This window comes from Streptomyces sp. M92 (genome assembly GCF_028473745.1).
GTDB lineage: Bacteria > Actinomycetota > Actinomycetes > Streptomycetales > Streptomycetaceae > Streptomyces.
Genome location: NZ_CP101137.1, coordinates 4,275,499 through 4,295,130 on the forward strand (window position 1 = coordinate 4,275,499; position 19,632 = coordinate 4,295,130).

Annotated in this window: 15 protein-coding genes; 11 read left to right on the forward strand and 4 right to left on the reverse strand. The window is 71.0% G+C overall.

Annotated elements, in window-relative coordinates:
- Window positions 1–25: 25 nt before the first annotated feature.
- Window positions 26–2,716 (forward strand): bifunctional acetate--CoA ligase family protein/GNAT family N-acetyltransferase, encoded by a 2,691-nt coding sequence (locus tag M6G08_RS19355; RefSeq protein ID WP_272588414.1) that lies wholly within the window; start codon window positions 26–28, stop codon window positions 2,714–2,716.
- A 50-nt stretch (window positions 2,717–2,766) separates the two neighbouring features.
- The gene (locus M6G08_RS19360; protein ID WP_272588415.1) at window positions 2,767–3,279 is read left to right on the forward strand and encodes a flavodoxin domain-containing protein; all 513 of its coding nucleotides are present in this window, start codon (window positions 2,767–2,769) and stop codon (window positions 3,277–3,279) included.
- Window positions 3,280–3,398: 119 nt separating this feature from the next.
- On the opposite strand, the gene M6G08_RS19365 is transcribed toward M6G08_RS19360, so the two are convergent.
- Window positions 3,399–4,037, reverse strand: coding sequence for a dienelactone hydrolase family protein (locus M6G08_RS19365; RefSeq protein ID WP_272588416.1), 639 nt, complete (start codon window positions 4,035–4,037; stop codon window positions 3,399–3,401).
- Between the two features lie 528 nt (window positions 4,038–4,565).
- Between M6G08_RS19365 and M6G08_RS19370 the strand changes: the two genes are divergently transcribed.
- Together M6G08_RS19370 and M6G08_RS19375 are read left to right on the forward strand one after the other, a co-directional pair.
- Window positions 4,566–5,636, forward strand: coding sequence for a zinc-dependent alcohol dehydrogenase family protein (locus M6G08_RS19370; RefSeq protein ID WP_272588417.1), 1,071 nt, complete (start codon window positions 4,566–4,568; stop codon window positions 5,634–5,636).
- A 46-nt stretch (window positions 5,637–5,682) separates the two neighbouring features.
- A complete protein-coding gene (locus tag M6G08_RS19375; protein WP_272588418.1) occupies window positions 5,683–6,123 on the forward strand; it encodes a pyridoxamine 5'-phosphate oxidase family protein in 441 nt (146 codons plus the stop codon).
- Between the two features lie 101 nt (window positions 6,124–6,224).
- On the opposite strand, the gene M6G08_RS19380 is transcribed toward M6G08_RS19375, so the two are convergent.
- The 3 genes from M6G08_RS19380 to ppdK all read right to left on the reverse strand — a co-directional run bounded on the left by M6G08_RS19380 (window position 6,225) and on the right by ppdK (window position 10,386).
- Window positions 6,225–6,905, reverse strand: a complete 681-nt coding sequence (locus M6G08_RS19380; protein ID WP_272588419.1) for a CBS domain-containing protein — start codon at window positions 6,903–6,905, stop codon at window positions 6,225–6,227.
- 32 nt (window positions 6,906–6,937) lie between these two features.
- Entirely contained in the window at window positions 6,938–7,396 is a 459-nt protein-coding gene (locus tag M6G08_RS19385) for a cyclic nucleotide-binding domain-containing protein (protein WP_272588420.1), read from the reverse strand.
- A 284-nt stretch (window positions 7,397–7,680) separates the two neighbouring features.
- Complete coding sequence (gene ppdK / locus M6G08_RS19390) at window positions 7,681–10,386, reverse strand: pyruvate, phosphate dikinase (RefSeq protein WP_272588421.1); 2,706 nt, start codon at window positions 10,384–10,386, stop codon at window positions 7,681–7,683.
- Window positions 10,387–10,697: 311 nt separating this feature from the next.
- Here ppdK and pflB point away from each other — a divergent pair, with 311 nt between their 5' ends.
- The 7 genes from pflB to M6G08_RS19425 all read left to right on the forward strand — a co-directional run bounded on the left by pflB (window position 10,698) and on the right by M6G08_RS19425 (window position 19,605).
- Window positions 10,698–12,956 carry a formate C-acetyltransferase gene (gene pflB / locus M6G08_RS19395; RefSeq protein ID WP_272588422.1) on the forward strand — a complete coding sequence of 753 codons (2,259 nt, stop codon included), beginning with the start codon at window positions 10,698–10,700 and terminating at the stop codon, window positions 12,954–12,956.
- 5 nt (window positions 12,957–12,961) lie between these two features.
- Complete coding sequence (gene pflA / locus M6G08_RS19400) at window positions 12,962–13,702, forward strand: pyruvate formate-lyase-activating protein (protein ID WP_272588423.1); 741 nt, start codon at window positions 12,962–12,964, stop codon at window positions 13,700–13,702.
- Window positions 13,703–13,908: 206 nt separating this feature from the next.
- The gene (locus M6G08_RS19405; RefSeq protein WP_443048850.1) at window positions 13,909–14,607 is read left to right on the forward strand and encodes a CBS domain-containing protein; all 699 of its coding nucleotides are present in this window, start codon (window positions 13,909–13,911) and stop codon (window positions 14,605–14,607) included.
- A gap of 128 nt (window positions 14,608–14,735) precedes the next feature.
- Window positions 14,736–15,794 (forward strand): Acg family FMN-binding oxidoreductase, encoded by a 1,059-nt coding sequence (locus M6G08_RS19410; protein WP_443048851.1) that lies wholly within the window; start codon window positions 14,736–14,738, stop codon window positions 15,792–15,794.
- A 579-nt stretch (window positions 15,795–16,373) separates the two neighbouring features.
- Window positions 16,374–17,540 (forward strand): site-specific integrase, encoded by a 1,167-nt coding sequence (locus tag M6G08_RS19415; protein WP_272588425.1) that lies wholly within the window; start codon window positions 16,374–16,376, stop codon window positions 17,538–17,540.
- The gene (gene pcaDC, locus M6G08_RS19420; RefSeq protein WP_272588426.1) at window positions 17,519–18,925 is read left to right on the forward strand and encodes a bifunctional 3-oxoadipate enol-lactonase/4-carboxymuconolactone decarboxylase PcaDC; all 1,407 of its coding nucleotides are present in this window, start codon (window positions 17,519–17,521) and stop codon (window positions 18,923–18,925) included. The genes M6G08_RS19415 and pcaDC overlap by 22 nt, the downstream gene beginning before the upstream one ends.
- A 44-nt stretch (window positions 18,926–18,969) precedes the next feature.
- Window positions 18,970–19,605: an MBL fold metallo-hydrolase gene (locus tag M6G08_RS19425; RefSeq protein WP_272588427.1), complete on the forward strand. Its 636-nt coding sequence runs from the start codon at window positions 18,970–18,972 to the stop codon at window positions 19,603–19,605.
- Window positions 19,606–19,632 lie beyond the last annotated feature (27 nt).

Sequence of the window (19,632 nt, forward strand, 5' to 3'; positions counted from 1 at the left end):
CCGGCCCAGGAGAGAGGAGAGACCGATGACGGATGACCTGAGGCGTCCCGCGATCCACGCCCTGCTGGCGGACGGCATCACCGTCCGTATCCGCGCCGTGGAACCCGAGGACCACGATCAACTCCATCGGCTCTACGAGGAGATGTCACCCGAGAACCTGCGGATGCGCTTCTTCGCCGTGAGTCCTCACTCCGCCGCACTCGCCGCAGACCACGCCTGTGAGCCGCCCCGCCCAGGGCACCGGGCGCTTGTGGCCGAGCTGCGCGGTCGGATCATCGGCCTCGCCGAGTACGACGAAGGGGAGGAGCGGGGATCGGCCGAGCTGGCCGTCGCCGTCGCGGACCGCTTGCACCACCACGGCGTGGGCACCCTGCTCATCGAGCACCTGGCGTCCGCCGCCCGGGCCGACGGCCTCACGTCTTTCGTGGCCGACGCACTCAGCGAGAACCGGGAAGTGCTCCGTCTGTTCACCGACCTCGGGTTGCGTGTCACCCACCGCATGGACGGGCCCGAGACATGCTGCATCATCGAGCTCGACCAGGACGACACCTATCTGAGGGCGGTGGAGAATCGCGGGCGCACCGCGGACGTGGCCAGCATGGAGCCGCTGTTCAGACCGCGGACGGTCGCCGTCGTCGGGGCCGGCCGACGGCCAGGCTCCGTGGGACGCGCCGTGCTTCGCCACCTGCGTACCGGCAACTTCACCGGCCGGTTGTTCGCCGTGAACCCGCATGCCCACGCACTTCTCGGCGTTCCGTCGTATCACGCGGTCACGGCGCTGCCCGTCCCGCCCGACCTCGTCGTGATCGCCACCCCGGCCGCCGCCGTGCCCAGCGTGGCGGAGGATTCCGGGAAGGCGGGCGCACGTGCCCTGGTGGTCGTGTCGGCGGGTCTTGACCCCGCTCAGGCACGGGCGCTGCTCACCGCGTGCCGCACCCACGGTATGCGCCTCGTCGGCCCGAACTGCCTCGGTGCCGCCAACACCGACCCGGCGCTGCGGATGGACGCGACCTTCGCCGCCGCACACCCGAGCCGCGGGACCGCCGGTATCGCCGTTCAGTCCGGTGGTGTCGGCATCGCCCTGCTCGACGGGCTGTCCCGCCTGGGTATCGGGGTGTCGACGTTCGCCTCGCTCGGCGACAAGTACGACGTCAGCGGCAACGACCTGCTCCAGTGGTGGGAGAACGACGGCGTCACCGACCTCGCCCTGCTGCACCTGGAGTCCTTCGGCAATCCGCGGGCCTTCTCCCGCACCGCCCGGCGGGTCACCCGCCGGATGCCGTTGCTGACCGTCGACGCCGGCCGCACCGACGCGGGCCGTCGTGCCGCCGCGTCCCACAGTGCCGCCGCGGCCACCGGCACCCTGACCAGACAGGCACTGTTCACCCAGGCCGGCATCACCGCGACCCGCTCCATCGGAGAACTGCTGGAGACGGCAGCCCTGTTCCACGCCCAGCCTCTGCCCGCCGGGACCAGGGTCGCCGTCGTCACCAACGCGGGCGGAGCCGGCGTACTGGCCGCGGACGCGTGTGCCGAGGAGGGGCTCGTCCTGCCCACCCCCACCCCCGAACTGGTCCAGGACCTGCTTGCCGTGCTGCCCGACGGGGCCGCCGTCGGCAACCCGGTGGACGTCACCGCCGCTGTCGCCGAGGACGAGCTGCGCGACTGCCTCGACCGCCTCACCGCCCACCGCGTTGTCGACGCCCTCGTGGTCGCCCTCGTCCCCACGGCCGTGGCCGCCGCGACCGGTGACGACCTGGTACGAGCCGTCACCCAGGGCCCCGGCAGACGGCGCATCCCCGTCGTCCTGGTCCGTCTGGAGCAGGACGTGCCCGTGCGCCTGCTGCCGGCCGCAGAAGGCGGAGCGATCCCCTCCTACGCCGAACCGCACGCGGTGGCACGCGCGCTGGCCCACGCTGCCCGCCGGACGGCCTGGCTGGCCCGCCCGCCCGGCACCAGGCGGACCCCGGACGGCATCGACGCCCAACGTGCGCACGCCCTGGCCGACGACTGGCTCACCGCACACCCGGACGGCGGCTGGCTCGGACCGCGGACGTGCGCCGAACTCCTGAGCTGCTACGGCATCCCCCAGTCCCCATGGGCCTGGGCGGAGACCGAAGATGACGCCGTACGTGCCGCAGAGCGTCTGGGCGGCCCGGACGGCCGGGTCGTCCTGAAGGCGTACTGGCCGGGACTGGTGCACAAGAGCGCGCAGCGTGCCGTTCGTCTCGACCTGCGGGGCGAATCCCAGGTACGGGGCGCCTACCGGGACCTCCGGACACGCTTCGCCCGGCTGATGAGCGGGGCCGTCGTGCAACCGCTGGCGGAACGCGGCACCGAACTGCTCGCCGGTGTCGTCCAGGACCAGGTCTTCGGACCGCTGGTCGTGTTCGGACTGGGCGGCACCGCCACGGAGGTGTTCGCCGACCGGGCGGCCCGTCTCGCCCCTCTCACCGACCTGGACGTGCACGACCTGATCACCTCACCGCGCTGTGCTCCGCTGCTCTTCGGCTCGGTCGGCTCGGACCCCGTCGACCTCGACGGCCTGGAGCAACTTCTCCACCGGCTCTCCCGGATGTCCGAGGACCTGCCGCAGCTGGCCGAGGCCGACTTCAACCCGGTCCTCGCGACATCCGGCGGCCTCACGGTCCTGGACGTCCGTGCACGCCTGCTGCCGTGCCGCCCGCAGGACCCCTATCTGCGCCGCCTCCGCTGAGGAGACAGCACGTGAGCAGTAGACCGACCCTCGAAAGAAGGTGAACCGCCATGCCGGAGAAGGTGCTCGTAGCCTACGGATCGACCAACGGGTCGACGGCCCGGATCGCCGAGACCGTCGCCGCGGTCCTGCGCGAGAAGGGCGTCGCGGCCGAGGCGCTGCCCGCCCGGTCGGTGACGGATGTGAAACCGTACGACGCCGTGGTGGTCGGCGGCGGGCTCTACGCGGGACGCTGGCACAGGGACGCCCGCCGCTTCGCACGCAGGTTCCGCGGTGAATTGCGGCTCCGTCCGGTGGCGTTTTTCAGCAGTGGGCCGCTCGACGCCTCGGCGCAGGAGCGGGACATCCCTCCTGCGCCGGGCGTCGAGCGGGTCATGCGACGACTGGATGTCACCGAGCACGTCACCTTCGGCGGCTGCCTGCGGGAGGGTGCGCGTGGGTGGGTCGGCGGCATGATCCTGCGGAGTGGCAAGGGCGGGGACTTCCGGGACTTCGCGACCATCGAGTGGTGGGCAGGCGGTCTGGTGGAGAAGCTCGCCACAGGTCGGACGGTGCGGCGTTAGCACGCGGCGCCGTGCGCGGCGTTCCAGGTGCCCGGGCTCTCTCGGGCCACCTGGACGGCCACGTCGGGCTGACCGCCATACCGACGGGGGAGCCCGGCCCGCGACGAGTGAATCCACCGTCAGGCAAGTGCAGGATGCCGGGTTGTGGTGTTCACTCCCGGACGGTCGTTCGTGATCCAGTCGCGGATCAGATCCGCGACGGCCTCGGCGGCTCCGGGACCGGCCAGGACGCCCGTGGCGCCGGGCACCACCGTGACGTGGTGCGGACAGTTCATCCAGTCGGCAGCGAGCCGACTGAGGCCCGCGCCCTGGGGGTCGAGGCCGCCGACCACGAACAGGGTCGGCGCCCGTACCCGGGCCAGTGCCGAGGGGCCAGCCAGCTCCGGCCGGCCGGCCAGGGAGACGACGGCTCGGATGTCGTCATCGGCTGCTGCCGCCCGCAGCGCGGCAGCGGCACCCGCTTCGCTCCCGACGTACCCCACGGGCAGTCCGGTCTCCTGGCGCAGCCACTGCGTCGCTGTTTCCAGGCGCCGGGCCAGCAGCACCACGTCGAAGAGCTTGTGCCGGTCACTTCGCTCCTCCTCGGTCAGCAGACCGAGCAGCAGAGTGCCGATCCCGGCGCGATGGAGGCGCGGGGCGGTGTACTCGTACCACGAACCGGGGCGACCGCCTCCGGCACTGTGGGCGATGGACAGCACGACGCGGGTCGTGGCGGGCAGAGAGAGCCCTGCGGTCAGGTGCGTCCGACCGGCGGGCACCACCACTTGCTCCTCGCGCGGTCCGTCGGCGGGCCACGTCGCTATTGGCCCGTGCGGCGCATCCGGCCACGGGGTGCGGGGCCAAAGGAGGTCCAGCCGCTCGACGTCGCGAGTCGGGTGCCGATCGGCTTCCGTGCGGCTCACGGAGCGCATGACGCACCTCCTGGCTTGCGGTGGGTCGGTGGTGGCGGCTGCCACCACCTGCACTGCCATTGCATCGCGCGCTCACCGGGCGGGGCAGAGGCAATCGGTCCCGACCAGCCGGGCCGACCGGCCCTGCTGGGAGGCCGACGGGGCCGGAGCACGTCCGGTTGCGGCCGGCCACTGAGAAGTGGCACGCGCGCCGGTCCCAGGCCGGGGCCGACAGGCGGGGCGCGAGGGCCGACCGGCCCAAGCGCGTATGCGAACCCCGGGAGAGTCTGGAGTTGTGGAGCAATCCCCGTCGTACCGATGGTCGAGGGCTCGCCCGGCGGAGGCTGGTCAGCGAGGCTCCGGATGCTCCCGAGCGCAGAGAGGGTGAGCATCGCGATGAAGGGTTACGTGTTCCACGGGCCGGGCCGGTCCGCGTGGGAGGACATACCCGACCCGGACCTCAAGGAGCCCACCGACGCCGTGGTCCGGGTCGACGCCGTCACCATCTGCGGGACGGACCTGCACATCCTGAAAGGGGACGTTCCCGAGGTGCGCCCCGGAACCGTCCTCGGCCACGAGGCGGTCGGCGAGATCGTCGAGGTCGGCACGGACGTGCGCACCGTACGTCCGGGAGACCGCGTCCTGGTGTCCTGCATCACTGCCTGCGGAAGGTGCCGCTACTGCCGTGAGGGCGTGTACGGCCAGTGCCTAGGCGGAGGCGGCTGGATCCTCGGCCACCTGATCGACGGCACACAGGCGGAGTACGTACGAGTTCCATACGCCGACCTCTCCGCGCACCCTCTGCCTGGCGCGGTCACCGACCAGGACGCCGTACTGCTGGCCGACATCTTCCCGACGGCCTACGAGGTGGGAGTGCTCAACGGGAGCGTCCGCCCCGGGGACACGGTCGTCGTGGTGGGCGCCGGGCCCATCGGACTGGCCGCCGTGGCCACGGCACGGCTGTTCGCCCCCGAGCGCATCGTCGCCGTGGACCTGGCCGGCGCTCGGCTGGAGGCCGCCAGGAAACTCGGTGCCGACGCGGTGGCCGACGCCCGGGAGACCCCGGAGCAACTGGTCGCCGACCTGACCGGAGGACTCGGAGCCGACGTCGTCATCGAGGCCGTGGGCATACCCGAGACGTTCGAGATGTGCACCCGCATGGTGCGCCCGGGCGGACACGTCGCCAACGTCGGCGTGCACGGCAGGCCGGCGACCCTGCACCTGGAAGACCTGTGGATCAAGAACGTCACGATCACCACCGGCCTGGTCGACACCCGGACCACGCCGACTCTGCTGCGCATGGCGGCATCCGGACGGCTTCCCACCGCCCAGTTGGTGACCCACACCTTCCCGCTGGAGCGCATGGAGGAGGCGTACGAGGTCTTCGCCGGTGCTGCGGACACCGGAGCACTGAAGGTGGTCCTCGGCGGTCCGCGCCGGGAAGTCGTCGCACCCAGTGCGGTGTGACACGGCCCGTCCAGCACGAGACCCACGAGCGAGAGACGGCGGGCGGATGTACCGCAATGACGGGTTCCGGGAACTGAGCCGACAGGAGTGCCTGAGGCGGCTGTCGCAGGCCGACGTGGGCCGTGTCATCTTCACGCGCGACGCTCTGCCGGCGGTGCTGCCGGTCAACTTCCTGCTGGAGCCGGACGGCGCCGTGCTGCTGCGTACCTCGGCGTCGTCCGAGATGGCCCGTGCCGTCGACGGCGCCGTGGTCGCCTTCGAGGGGGACGAGGTCGATGCCGCGGCGCACGCGGGCTGGAGCGTCGTCGTCACCGGGCTCGCCTCCGTGGTGACCGACTCCACCGATCGCGACCGGCTGACGAGGGCCGGCCCTCGTTCGTGGGTGGCCTGGCCGGACGAAGTCTTCGTCCGCATCGAGCCAGAACTGGTCACGGGACGCGAACTCCTGGGCGGCCGCACCATGTACGGGCTGTCCCTTCCTTCATGAGCGGCGTCGGCGCCGGTCGGTACACACGTACCACCTACTGGGACGGGAGTGCGCGGCCGGACGCTGCATGCATCCGGCCGCGCACACCGTAACCGGTTTCGTCAGGGCTGAGTAGCTGCGACGGTCTCACGGGGTCCGCCGCGCTCGACCCGGCACTCGACGTCGACGACACCCTCCACGGCGCGGACCAGTCGGATGGCGACGGGAACGAGGGCAGTGTCGCGGAACGGACCGGCGAGCGTGACCATGCCGTCGGAGACGGCCACCCGGACAGACTGGGAGGGAGCCGGGAAGAGGTACGGCACGATCTCCCGGTCGATCTCCTCGGCGATCTCCTCGTCCGAGCGCAGGAAGACGCGCAGCAGGTCGCCTCGGCTCACGACGCCCTCCAGCAGTCCTTCGGAATTGACCACCGGCAGGCGCTTGACCCTTCGCTGAGCCATGATGCGGGCCGCCTCCGCCAGTGTGGCGTCGGGGTGGACGGTGACGGCCGGCGCGGACATCACGTCGGCGGCCGTCAGTCCGCCCGCCTTGGCCAGGTCGGCCAGGCGGCGCATCTGGGTGAACCGGTCCGGGTCGCTGTCGCGGAACTCCTCCTTGGGCAGCAGGTCGGCCTCCGAGACGATGCCTATGACACGTCCCTCACCCGCCAGCACGGGCAGGGCACTGACCTTCCACTGCTGCATGAGCGTGACGATGTCCTTGAACGGTGCGTCGCGGCCCACGGCCACGACGGTGTGCGTCATGACATCACTCACGACGCGCGGGCTGCCGTACAGCATGATTGTCCTCCTCTCGGGGCGCGACACATGTGTCACAGGAGGCTTCCGCTCCCGTGGGGGCCGTAAAGGTCGAGCAGCCGGATCCGGGCGGCGTGCAGCCGGTGGGCGACGACGTTGCCGACCCAGGTGGCGACCGCGCGGCCGAATACCGGATCCTGGGCGCACAGGGCACGGACGGCCTCGGCGTCGAACTCCCAGGCCCGTACCGGGGTCATCGCCTCGGCACCCAGATGCCACAGGTAGGGCGGGAAGTGCCAGGACCAGCCGACCAGTTCCCCGTGTCCCAGCGACTCGATGACGGCGGCCCGGCGGCCTGGGACACGGAGGTCGAGGGTGACGGTGCCGGTGCGGACGATCCAGAACCTGTCGGCACGACCGCCCTCTTCGAACAGCCGCGCGCCTGCCACGTAGGACACCTCGCGTGCGACTCGCATCAGTCGTTCACGGTGTTCGACCGGGAGGCCCCCGGTCAGTGTGGTGGTGGAGGTCATCGTTGCGCTCCCTACTTGTCGGGGCACGCGGCCAGGCAGCGTTCAGCGGTGCCTGCGTCCCGGACGTGAACCGGGTGGCGCGTCCTTCGCTGATTCCAGGCTGGTCCTGTCGGGAGCCGGAAGCCATGGGCTGTCCGGGTCCGATCGCCGGCCGTTCGGCCCTGACTGCACCGGTGACGTCTCTTTCGGCTGGGTCCGGAACGACGTCGAGGACGCACAGCCGCACAGGGCTGTCCATCGCCGGCGGGATGCCGTTCCGACAGGGCCGCGACGGCGTGGCCGGTTCATCTGCTGTCACTCGCCCCGGCCCCGTCCAGCGCGGCACGCCCAGCCTCCAGCCGTGCCACCGGGACCCGGAACGGTGAACAGGAGACGTAGTCGAGACCGGAGCTGTGGAAGAAGTGCACCGACTCCGGATCTCCGCCGTGTTCGCCGCACACGCCTGTCTCCAGGGCGGGACGGGCGGCCCTGCCCTCGGCGACGGCGATCTCCACCAGCCGTCCGACACCCTCTCGGTCGATCGTCTCGAAGGGCGAGGCGGCGAAGACTCCCTTGTCGAGGTAGGCGGAGAAGAAGGCCGCCTCGACGTCGTCGCGGGAGAAGCCCCAAGTGGTCTGGGTGAGGTCGTTGGTGCCGAAGGAGAAGAACTCCGCGACCTCGGCGATCGGGCCGGCGGTGAGCGCCGCCCGCGGAAGTTCGATCATGGTGCCGACCGGGCAGGCCACTGGAACGTCGGACGTTGCGCCCACCTCGGCCAGGATGCGCTCCACTTCCTCGCGTACCAGCCGGAACTCGGTGACGTCGCTGACGAGCGGGACCATGATCTCCGCCCGGGGATTGCCACCCGCTCGGACACGCTCCACGACCGCCTCGGCGATCGCCCGGACCTGCATGGCGACCAGCCCCGGAACCACCAGGCCGAGACGGACACCTCGTAGCCCGAGCATCGGATTCTCCTCGTGCATGCGGTTGACGGCGTCCAGCAGCGCGGCGTCGTGCGTGTCCACGACCTCACCGCGGGCCTCGGCGGCGGCGAGGCGGGTGGCGAGTGCCAGGCGGTCGGGCAGGAACTCGTGCAGCGGCGGATCGAGGAGGCGGATGGTGACCGGCAGCCCGTCCATCTCCGTGAGGATGCCTGTGAAGTCCCCTCGCTGCAGTGGCAGCAGGGCGGCGAGCGCCCGGTCGCGGTCCGCGTCGGTTTCCGCCAGGATCATCCGCTCGACCAGTCGGCGCCGCTCGCCCAGGAACATGTGCTCGGTACGGCACAGGCCGATGCCCTGGGCACCGAACCGACGGGCCCGCGCGGCGTCCTCGGAAGTGTCGGCGTTGGCCCTGACCTCCAGCCGCCGTACCGCGTCGGCGCGCTCCAGCGCACGGGTAACGGCGCCGACCACCGCTTCCGGAGCCTCGTCGGCCCCGTCGGCCGTACCGTTCTCCAGCCGGCGCATCACGGCGGAGTCGACGAGCGGCACCGCACCGGCGTACACCGTGCCCGCGGAGCCGTCCACGGACAGGACGGTGCCCTCTTCGACGACGGTGCCGTCGCCGGTGGTGAGCCGCCGGCCCCGGGTGTCCACGACGAGGTCGTCGGCGCCGCAGACGCAGACCTTGCCCATGCCGCGTGCGACCACGGCCGCGTGCGACGTCTTTCCGCCACGGCTGGTCAGCACCGCCTGGGCGGCGACCATGCCCGGCAGATCGTCCGGGTTGGTCTCCGGGCGCACCAGGACGACCGGCTCACCGGCGGTGTGGCGCCGTACCGCCTCCGCGGAGTCGAAGACGGCCGTACCGACCGCGGCACCCGGCGAGGCCGGCAGGCCGCGTGTGAGCGGGTCACCCGTCGCGGAGGCGTCGAAGCGGGGGAACATCAACCGGGCCAGTCCCTCCCCGCTCACCCGTGCCAGGGCATCGTCCGCGCTGATGAGGCCCTCGTCCGCCAGAGCGGCGGCGATGGTGAAGGCCGCCTCGGCGGTGCGCTTGCCCACCCGGGTCTGCAGCATCCACAGCTTTCCGCGCTCGATGGTGAACTCGATGTCGCACAGGTCGCGGTAGTGCTGTTCGAGGGCACGCATGTGCGCCCGGAGCTGCCCGTAGGAGTGCGGGTCCAGGTGCTCCAGTTCGGCGAGGGGGACGGTGTTGCGGATGCCGGCGACGACGTCCTCGCCCTGTGCGTCGGGCAGGTAGTCGCCGTACAGTCCGCGCCGTCCGGTGGCAGGGTCGCGGGTGAAGGCGACGCCGCTGCCGGAGTCGGCCCCGAGATTGCCGAAGACCATGCGCTGTACGTTGACGGCGGTACCGAGATCGTCCGGGATGTGCTCGCGGTGCCGGTACAGCCGCGCCCGTTCGCTGTTCCAGGAGTCGAAGACGGCCAGGACCGCCCGCCGCAGCTGGTGAGCCGGGGACTGCGGGAAGTCCTCGCCGGTCTCGCGGCGGATCAGCTCCTTGTACGCCTCCACGAGCCGGGCCAAATCAGCGGCGTCGAGGTGCACGTCGTCCGGGACGCCCCGCAGCTCCTTCAACCGCTCCAGCGACGCCTCGAAGAGCGAGGCATCGACACCCATCACCGTAGAGCCGAACATCTGCACGAGTCGACGGTAGGAGTCCCAGGCGAACCGCTCGCTGCCGGACGCCTTCGCCAGGCCCGCCACGGAGTCGTCGTTCAGCCCGACGTCGAGGATCGTCTCCATCATGCCGGGCATGGAGAACCGGGCACCCGACCGCACGGACACCAGCAGCGGGTCGTCCTGCTGCCCCAGCCGCCGCCCGGCAGCCCGCTCCAGCTCGGCCAGGTGCGCGGAGACCTCTCGGGCGAGACCGGCTGGCTCCGCGCCGGTCTCCAGATACGCCCGGCACGCCTCGGTGGTGAGAGTGAAGCCCGGCGGGACCGGCAGGCCGAGCCGGACCATCTCGGCCAGGTTGGCGCCCTTGCCGCCGAGCAGACCGGCCAGCTCACGCCCGCCGTCGGTGAAGTCGTACACGTATCGGACCATGACGCCCGCTCCTCGGCTCGGAGGACTGTGTGCCGGTTCCAGCACGGTGTGCCGTTTCCAGCGTCCCTCCCCCGACCGGTCCGGTGCGAGGCCCGCCGGTCCCGGCAAGGGGGGCCGGCCGGCCCTGCTACCGGTCGGCCGAGTCCGGCGGTGACGGCTCCCCAGCAGGTGCACCGGGGCGGCGGGGGTGGGCCATACGTCCCGACACAGCGGGACGGCCGGAACGTGGAAGTGCGCCGGCCGGCACTCCCCGAGGACGCGGCCGAGGACCAGCATGGACGGTGAGGGGCCCAGCGAGGGAAGGACCCGTGATGACCGCGACGGCGACAGCAGCGGGGCCGGTCACCGACGCCTGGCGGGGGTTCGCCGGGAGCGGGTGGCGCGAGCGCATCGACGTCCGCGTCTTCGTCCAGGCGAACTGCACGCCCTACGACGGCACCGCGGACTTCCTCACCGGCCCCACGGAGCGCACCCGTGCCCTCTGGACGAAGGTGGCGGTGCTGTTCCCCGAGGAACGCCGCAAGGGCGTCCTCGACGTGGACACCGCCACCCCCTCCACGATCACCTCGCACGCCCCCGGCTACATCGACCGGGAGCGCGAGCTGATCGTCGGCCTCCAGACCGACCGCCCGCTCAAGCGGGCGGTCATACCGGCCGGCGGCCTGCGTGTGGTGGAGAGCGGCCTGCGGGCCTACGGCTACGAGCCCGACCCGTTCGTCACCAAGGTCTTCGGCACCTATCGCAAGACCCACAACGACGGTGTGCTCGACGCCTACACGCCCGCGATGCGCACCGCCCGCCGCGTCGGCATCATCACCGGGCTGCCCGATTCCCACGGCCGTGGCCGCATCATCGGCGACTACCGTTGGGTGGCCCTCTACGGCACCGACCGGCTCACCGAGGCGAAGCGCGGCGAACGCGCCCGCCTGGACGCGCTGCCCTCCACCGAGGACGTCATCCGCGACCGGGAAGAACTGGCCGAGCAGCTCAGGGCGCTCGGCGAGCTGACCGAGATGGCGGTCGGCTACGGCTGCGACGTCTCCCGTCCCGCGCGCAGCGCCCACGAGGCGGTGCAATGGCTCTACCTGGGCTACCTGGCCGCCGTCAAGGAGCAGAACGGTGCCGCGATGTCGCTGGGCCGCACGTCGACCTTCCTGGACGTCTACCTCCAGCGCGACCTCGAGGAAGGCCGCCTCGACGAGAGCCGGGCCCAGGAACTGGTCGACGACTTCGTCATCAAGCTGCGAATCGTCCGCTTCCTGCGCACCCCCGAGAACGACGCGCTGTTCTCCGGCGACCCCACCTGGGTGACGGAGTCCATCGGCGGCCTCGGCAGCGACGGACGGCCGCTGGTCACCCGCACCTCGTTCCGCTTCCTGCAGACCCTGTACAACCTCGGTCCGGCACCGGAACCCAACCTGACCGTGCTGTGGTCGCCGCGGCTGCCGGCCGGCTCCAAGCGCTTCTGCGCGCAGGTCTCGATCGACACGAGCGCCGTGCAGTACGAGTCCGGCGACCTGATGCGTCCGCGCACCGGTGACGACACCGCCATCGCCTGCTGCGTGTCCGCCATGGCCGTGGGCAGGCAGATGCAGTTCTTCGGAGCCCGGGTCAACGTCGCCAAGGCACTGCTGTACGCCGTCAACGGCGGCCGGGACGAGATGACCGGCGAACAGGTCACCCCCGAGATGCCACCGCTGACCGGCGAGTACCTCGAATACGGTCAGCTGACCGCCGCCTACGACCGCGTCCTCGACTGGCTTGCCGAGACCTACGTGAACGCGCTCAACGTCATCCACTACATGCACGACAAGTACGCCTACGAACGCATCGAGATGGCCCTCCACGACCACCCGGTGCACCGCTTCATGGCCTGCGGCATCGCCGGCCTGTCGGTCGCCGTGGACAGCCTGTCCGCCGTCAAGTACGCCCGGGTCCGGACCATCCGGAACGGGAGCGGACTCGCCGTGGACTACCGCACCGAAGGGGACTTTCCCGCGTACGGCAACAACGACGACCGCGCCGACGCTCTGGCCGTCGATCTAGTGAGGACGTTCATGGCAAAGGTCCGCAGGCACCCCACCTACCGCGACGCCGAGCACACTCAGTCCGTGCTGACCGTCACCTCCAACGTCGTGTACGGCAAGCACACGGGAAACACGCCGGACGGCCGCCGGGCCGGACAGCCTTTCGCGCCCGGCGCCAACCCGATGAACGGCCGGGACCGGCACGGGCTCGCCGCAGCGGTGTTGTCCCTCGCGAAACTGCCCTACGACGAAGCCCGCGACGGCATCTCCCTGACGGCGACGGTCACACCCGAAGGACTGGGCCACGTCCCCGACGACCGGCAGGACAACCTCGTCGGCATCCTCGACGCCTACACGACGGCCGGAGGCTTCCACATGAACGTCAACGTGCTGGACCGATCCGTGCTCGAAGACGCCATGGAACACCCCGACAAGTACCCCGACCTCACGATCCGCGTGTCCGGCTACGCGGTCAACTTCGTACGCCTGACCCGTGAACAGCAACTCGACGTCATCGGCCGCACCTTCCACGGATCGTTGTGAGCACCATGACCACGCGAGCGGTCGTCGGCCGGGTCCACTCCTGGGACCTGTCCACCGGCGTGGACGGTCCCGGAACCCGCTTCGTCCTCTTCGTCAGCGGCTGTCCGCTGCGCTGTCTGTACTGCGCCAACCCCGACACCTGGCACCTGCGGGACGGCCGGGAGGTTACGGTCGACGAGATGATGCGGAAGATCGGCGAATACCGCGCTTTCGTCGCGACGGCCGGGGGAGGAGTGACCGTCAGCGGGGGAGAGACCCTGCTCCAGCCGGCCTTCACAGCGGCCGTCCTGCGCCGCTGCAAGGAAGGCGGCCTGCACACGGCCCTCGACACGTCCGGATTCCTCGGCGCCCGAGCCGACAAAGCCCTCATCGGGGACACCGACCTCGTGCTGCTGGACATCAAGTCCTTCGACGCCGACGTCTACCGCACACTGACCGGCGGCGACCTCGCCCCCACCCTGGCGTTCGCCAGGCGCCTGGACCGGCTCGGCGCGCGCATGTGGATCCGGTACGTGCTGGTGCCGGGGTGGACCGACGACCTGAAGGCAGTGGACGGCCTGGCCCGGTTCGTCGCCGGGCTGCACGGCGTCGAACGCGTCGACGTCCTGCCGTTCCACAAGTTCGGAGCACCGAAGTACCGGCAACTCGGCATCACGTTCCCCCTGCGGGACACGCCGGTACCCGACCCCGCGCTGACGTCACGCGTCCGTGAGGTGTTCCGGCAACGGGGCGCTTCCGCGTACTGACCACCCTCCGGTCCGTCGAGCGACGGAACTGACGTGACCTGTCGAGGGTGGCAGGTGCGGGTCACGACAGCCCGACCGATCCTGCCGCCCTCGGCGGGGCGGGAAGGACGGTCCTGCGGAATGGACCGTTCGGCCCATGCCGACCCAGATGGCAGGGCCGATCCTGGATACGTGGAGAACGCCGCCCATATGTGCGGGAGGAAGCGATGTACGGCTCCGTCTACACCGTGAGTGACGTCATGACCCGTTCCGTCGTGGCGCTGGCCGCCGGGGCGGGGTTCAAGGACATCGTGCGGACCATGCGAACGCGGCGGATCAGTGCGCTCCCCGTCATCGACGAGGGAAACCGGGTGGTCGGCGTCGTCTCCGAGGCCGACCTGCTGCGCAAGGAGGAGTTCCGCGACAGCGACCAGGACGTGCACCCGCGGACCGGGCCCGTCCCGGCCCACGACAAGGCACGAGGGGTTACCGCGACGGACCTGATGACGTCCCCCGCCATCACGGTGGGTCCCCACGAACCCCTGGCCGGGGCTGCCCGCGTCATGGCGCGGCGTGGAGTCAAACGCCTGCCCGTCGTCGACGCCGACGGCGTGCTGCGGGGGATCGTGAGTCGTGGCGATCTGCTCAGGGTCTTCCTCCGGCCCGACCCGGAGATCGCTGAGGAGGTCCGGCACGAGGTCGTCGGCGGCCGCCTTCCGGACGGTATCGGTCCGGTCCGGGTCGAGGTCCATGAGGGCGTGGTCACACTGGCCGGACGGGTCCGCGACACGTCGGTCGTCCCGCTGGTCGAACGGCTGGTGCACTCGGTCGAGGGCGTGGTCGACGTCCGCTGTGAGCTGGCCGGGCCCCGCCACCGGCCGGCGCTCGAGCCCGACCTGGCGGCCGAACAGCCGAGCGGGCCGTGAGAGCGCTCCCGCGACGCGGCCCGCAGGCAGCGACGGTGGCGGCGCCAGTCGCACCCGCGGAGGCAACGGCGGCCGGGTGCCTAGCCAGGTCTCGTCCGGTGACGAACGGACTGAGGAGATGGGTACCGGTGAACGTTCGACCACCATCCGACGAACACGTGATCAGTCTGGTCGGTGACGCTGTCGCCGCCCCCTCGATGCACAACGCGCAGCCGTGGCGTTTTCGCTACGTGCGTCAGACGCGGACGTTCGAGCTGTACGCCGACTTCGACCGCGCCATGCCGTACTCCGACCCACGCGCTCGTGGCCTGCACATCGGCTGTGGCGCGGCCCTGCTGAACCTGCGGGTGGCCGTGGCCCACCACGGCTGGCACGCGGAAACGCGGCTGCTGCCCCGCCCCGAAGATCCGGCGCTCCTCGCGACCGTGCGGCTGACCGGCCCGGGAGGCGACGACAGCGACCTCGCCGCGCTGCACCCGGCCATCACCGAGCGGCACAGCAGCCGCTTCCCGTTCGAGGAGAAGCGCATCCCTGAAGACCTGCGCGGCGAGCTGGTCGAGGCCGCCCGTCGCGAAGGCGCCATCCTGACCTTCCCCGCCCCCTGGCATCTACAGCATGTGCTGGATCTCGTGCGGGAGGCCGAGGCACGCGGTCTCACCGACCGCGCGTCCAAACGGGAACTGACGGAGTGGACCCGCACCGACGCTCCGTCGGTGAACTGCACGGACGACGGCGTCCCGGATTACGCCTTCGGCCCCGTCAGAGGCGGGGGCCGGGCGCCCCTGCGGGACTTCGCGGGCACACGCCGCGTGGCGGGACGGGGCACCGCGGTCTTCGAAGCGGCACCCCAGCTTGCCTGCGTCAGCACGACGCACGACCGCCCGGAGGACTGGCTGCGGGCCGGCCAGGCCATGGAACGTGTCCTACTGCTGGCCACAGCCGAAGGTCTGGTCGCTTCCCTCGCCACACAACCCCTCGAACGCCCCGACCTACGATGGCTCCTGCGCGATCCGATATCTGGTGCCGGCCACCCGCAGATGCTGCTGCGGCTGGGATACGGCCCCAAAGGGCCTCGGACGCCACGGCGCCCGGTGTCCGATGTGCTCGACGTGCAACCCCGGGCTTTCCAAGGAGAGGTGGGATCGGAGACCGACAACGACTTCGTGAGGCGGGGGCCGATGCGCTGAATCCGAGGGCCGTCCGCTTCTTGCGTTCCCTCGTCGTACGGTGCGTGGTTTCGCTAACTCCTCCGCAGGCCGCTCTTGCATCCGGCGCATCTCCACAGTCGGTGGTGCTCTACGGGACGCTGTAGCCGTCCTCCGAGCCGTCATGCGGACTTCGTGGCGGTACTGCCGCACGCGGACGAGAGCAACGCCGTTCGTCTCGCGCCGTCAGCCGCCAACCCGCCTCCCCCTCCCCGCGAACGGGCCGGGGAGGTGAAAAGCATGTTCAGCTGGGCGAAGGCACGTTGCCTACGGCGGCGTGGTCGAAATAGTCGACTGACAGGAGGGTGAGGTGACCGCACACTCTCCGGCGGCCAGGCCGCCGACCATCGTCTGGGCGGTATCGGGCGCAACAAAGACGTTGATCGCCGGTTGGCCAAACCGGCGATGATGGCGACCCTTGAGGGAGCTCATGTTCACTGGGTTCAGCGTTGGATCCGTGCGGGGCAAAGGAGTCGAGACCCTCTAGGAGAGTGAGTAGTCCTGTCCGACCCCATCAAGAAGCTCGTTCCGGATAGCAAGGGCAGGGTCCGGTACCGGTTTGTGGTCGATGCGGGCCCTGATCCGGTTACCGGGAAGCGTAAGCAGCTGACGCGTACCTTCGGGACGCTGAGGGAGGCGAAGGCGCAGTACGCGAGCATCGTGCATCGTCGCTACGAGGCAGAGCGGGCACCGTTCAGTCAGGTCACGGTGGACGAGTGGCTCGATCAGTGGCTGTCCATGAAGGCAGAAGATCTAGAAGAAAATACTGCCTACAGCTACACCATGACCCTGGCCCGGGTCCGCGGAAGGCTCGGGCACATCAGGCTCCAGGACCTCACCGAGGGCCACATCGAGGCGTGGACGCGATGGGCGCTTCAGGAAGGGCGTGGGCGGGGAGGGAAGATGGGCACCGGCCTGGGGGCGACCTCGGTCGAGATGTCGCTGGCTCGGCTGAAGGAGGCGCTCGACCGGGCAGTGACGCGGGGCTTGGCCCAGGTGAACGTCGCTCGTGAGGTGACCGTTCCCCGTAAGGCACGCAAGGCAGAGCGCAGGGCCAGGGCCGCAGTGCCGCCGTGGAGCGTCGCGGAAGTGCGCTCTTTCGTTCGTGCGATCGCAGGCGACCGCCTACAGGCACCGTTCCTTCTCGCTCTGATGGGTCTTCGGCCGGCGGAGATCTGTGGCATGCGCTGGGCGGACATCGACCTGGACGAAGCCACCGTGTCCATCACCAACACCCGGACGCTCATGGGGAACGACATCGTGGTGGAGAAGGACTCCAAGTCGCTCGCAGGTGAGCGGCAACTTCCTCTGCCGGGTCCGGTTGTGGCCGCCTTGACCGCGTTCCGGGCTGCTCAGGCAGACGAGATGACGGCGGCCGGTCAGGGGTACGAAGACAGCGGCTACGTTCTCGTGGACGCTCGGGGCGGAGCGCGCAACGGACGCCAGCTGCGTGAGCGGGCCTACAAGGTCATGGACCGCATTGGGCTGCGTCGGGTCCGTCTGTACGACGCCCGTGCGAGTTGCCTGACGTACCTGGCGAACCACGGGGCCCCGGACCACCTTCTCGCCCGGTGGGCCGGCCACGCCGACGCCCGGACCACGAAGCGCCGGTACGTGAAGCCGGATGTGGACGACCTGCGGCCGGCGGCGGACACGTGGGGAGGTCTGGCGAGTGGCTCCGCCCCCGTTCACGAAGAGAATGTGAGATGTGGGAGCGTGAACGGGTGAGTGAGAAGAACGTCGACAGCTTGCAATACCGCTTTGACGGGCCCGAACAGGCTCCGGTCCTCGTCATGGGACCAAGCCTCGGAGCTACATGGCACATGTGGGACCGGCAGGTGCCCGAGCTGGCGCAGCAGTGGCGGGTTTTCCGTTTCGACCTGCCCGGGCACGGTGGCGCCCCCGCCCACCCGGCGGGTTCCGTCGCCGACCTCACTTCGCGTCTGCTGGCCACCCTCGACGGGCTCGGCGTGCAGCGCTTCGGGTACGCGGGCTGCGCGTTCGGCGGCGCCGTCGGCGTCGAGCTGGCCCTGCGCCACCCCGAGCGGCTCGCCTCGCTCGCCCTGATCGCCGCCTCGCCCCGCTTCGGCACGGCCGACGAGTTCCGTCAGCGTGGCGTGATCGTGCGTACGAACGGGCTCGACCCCATCGCCCGCAGCTCGCCGGAGAGGTGGTTCACCGGGGGCTTCGCCGCCGCCCAGCCGGCGATTACCGAGTGGGCCGTGCAGATGGTGCGGACCACCGACCCAGGCTGCTACATCGCCGCCTGCGAGGCGCTGGCCGCGTTCGACGTGCGCGGCGAGCTCGGGCAGGTCGGTGCGCCCACCCTGGTCCTCGTCGGCTCCGACGACCAGGTCACCGGCCCCGCCGAGGCGCGTACGCTGGTCGCCGGCATCCCGGACGCCCGCCTCGCCGTCGTCCCCGGCGCCTCCCACCTGGTCCCCGTCGAGCAGCCCGGAGCCGTCACGGACCTGCTGGTGCGGCACTTCTCCACCGCCTGGCAGACCGCCCACGACTCCTCCACCGGCCAGACCGCGGTCCCGTCCGCCCCCGGGGCCGTACCGTCCGCCCCCGTGGCCGTACCCGCCGCCCCCGTGGCCGTTCCGCCCGCCCTCGCGGCCTCCGCCGCCCCCGTCCAGCCGGCCATGGCGCCGCCCCCGCCGCAGGCCGCGCCCGTCGCCGAGCTCGCCCCGGCCCCCGCGGTACCGGCGCAGACCGCCGGGCAGGGGCGGCCCGACCCGTACGACGCCGGGCTCAAGGTGCGCCGCGAAGTGCTCGGCGACGCGCACGTCGACCAGGCCCTGGCGCAGGCGGACGAGTTCTCGGGAGACTTCCAGGAGTTCCTCACCCGGTACGCCTGGGGCGAGGTCTGGGACCGACCCGGCCTGGACCGGCGCACCCGCAGCTGCGTCACCCTCACCGCCCTGGTCGCCGGCGGCCACCTCGACGAACTGCCGCCCCACGTCCGGGCCGCCCTGCGCAACGGGCTCACCCCGGCCGAGATCAAGGAAGTGCTGCTCCAGGCGGCCGTCTACTGCGGCGTACCGGCCGCGAACGGCGCCTTCCGGGTGGCGCAGCAGGTCATCCGGGAGGAGACCACGCCGCCCGAGTGAGTCCCGGCGAGCCGGCGGACGGCGTGCGGCGGCAGGATGGAGTCATGAAGCTCACCAAGAAGTCGCACGCCTGCGTCCGCCTCGAGAAGGACGGGCAGACGCTCGTCCTGGACCCCGGTGGATTCAGCGAGGAGGACGCCGCCCTCGGCGCGGACGCGATCCTCGTCACCCACGAGCACCCCGACCACTTCGACGAGCTGCGGCTGCGCGCCGCGATGGAGAACAACCCGGCCGCCGAGATCTGGACGCTGAGGTCGGTCGCCGAGAAGATCTCCGCGGCCTTCCCCGGCCGCGTGCACACCGTCGGCCACGGCGACACCTTCACCGCCGCCGGCTTCGACGTGCGGGTGCACGGCGAACTGCACGCGGTGATCCACCCCGACATCCCGCGCGTCACCAACATCGGCTTCCTCGTCGACGACGGCAAGGTCTTCCACCCCGGCGACGCCCTCACCGTCCCCGACCACCCGGTCGAGACGCTGATGCTCCCCGTCATGGCGCCGTGGAACAAGATCTCCGAGGTCATCGACTACGTCCGCGAGGTGAAGCCGCGGCGCGCCTACGACATCCACGACGCGCTCCTCACCGACCTGGCCCGCCCTGTCTACGACCGCCAGATCGGCGAGCTGGGCGGCACGGAGCACCTGCGGCTGACCCCCGGGGACTGCGCGCGGGTGTGAGAGCGGGTGGGAGAACCGCCGTGTGAG

Coding starts and splice junctions, on each gene's coding strand:
- M6G08_RS19355 (WP_272588414.1), top strand. CDS start 26: ATGACGGATGACCTGAGGCGTCCCGCGATCCACGCCCTGCTGGCGGAC.
- M6G08_RS19360 (WP_272588415.1), top strand. CDS start 2,767: ATGCCGGAGAAGGTGCTCGTAGCCTACGGATCGACCAACGGGTCGACG.
- M6G08_RS19370 (WP_272588417.1), top strand. CDS start 4,566: ATGAAGGGTTACGTGTTCCACGGGCCGGGCCGGTCCGCGTGGGAGGAC.
- M6G08_RS19375 (WP_272588418.1), top strand. CDS start 5,683: ATGTACCGCAATGACGGGTTCCGGGAACTGAGCCGACAGGAGTGCCTG.
- M6G08_RS19380 (WP_272588419.1), bottom strand. CDS start 6,905: ATGCTGTACGGCAGCCCGCGCGTCGTGAGTGATGTCATGACGCACACC.
- M6G08_RS19385 (WP_272588420.1), bottom strand. CDS start 7,396: ATGACCTCCACCACCACACTGACCGGGGGCCTCCCGGTCGAACACCGT.
- ppdK (WP_272588421.1), bottom strand. CDS start 10,386: ATGGTCCGATACGTGTACGACTTCACCGACGGCGGGCGTGAGCTGGCC.
- pflB (WP_272588422.1), top strand. CDS start 10,698: ATGACCGCGACGGCGACAGCAGCGGGGCCGGTCACCGACGCCTGGCGG.
- pflA (WP_272588423.1), top strand. CDS start 12,962: ATGACCACGCGAGCGGTCGTCGGCCGGGTCCACTCCTGGGACCTGTCC.
- M6G08_RS19405 (WP_443048850.1), top strand. CDS start 13,909: ATGTACGGCTCCGTCTACACCGTGAGTGACGTCATGACCCGTTCCGTC.
- pcaDC (WP_272588426.1), top strand. CDS start 17,519: ATGTGGGAGCGTGAACGGGTGAGTGAGAAGAACGTCGACAGCTTGCAA.
- M6G08_RS19425 (WP_272588427.1), top strand. CDS start 18,970: ATGAAGCTCACCAAGAAGTCGCACGCCTGCGTCCGCCTCGAGAAGGAC.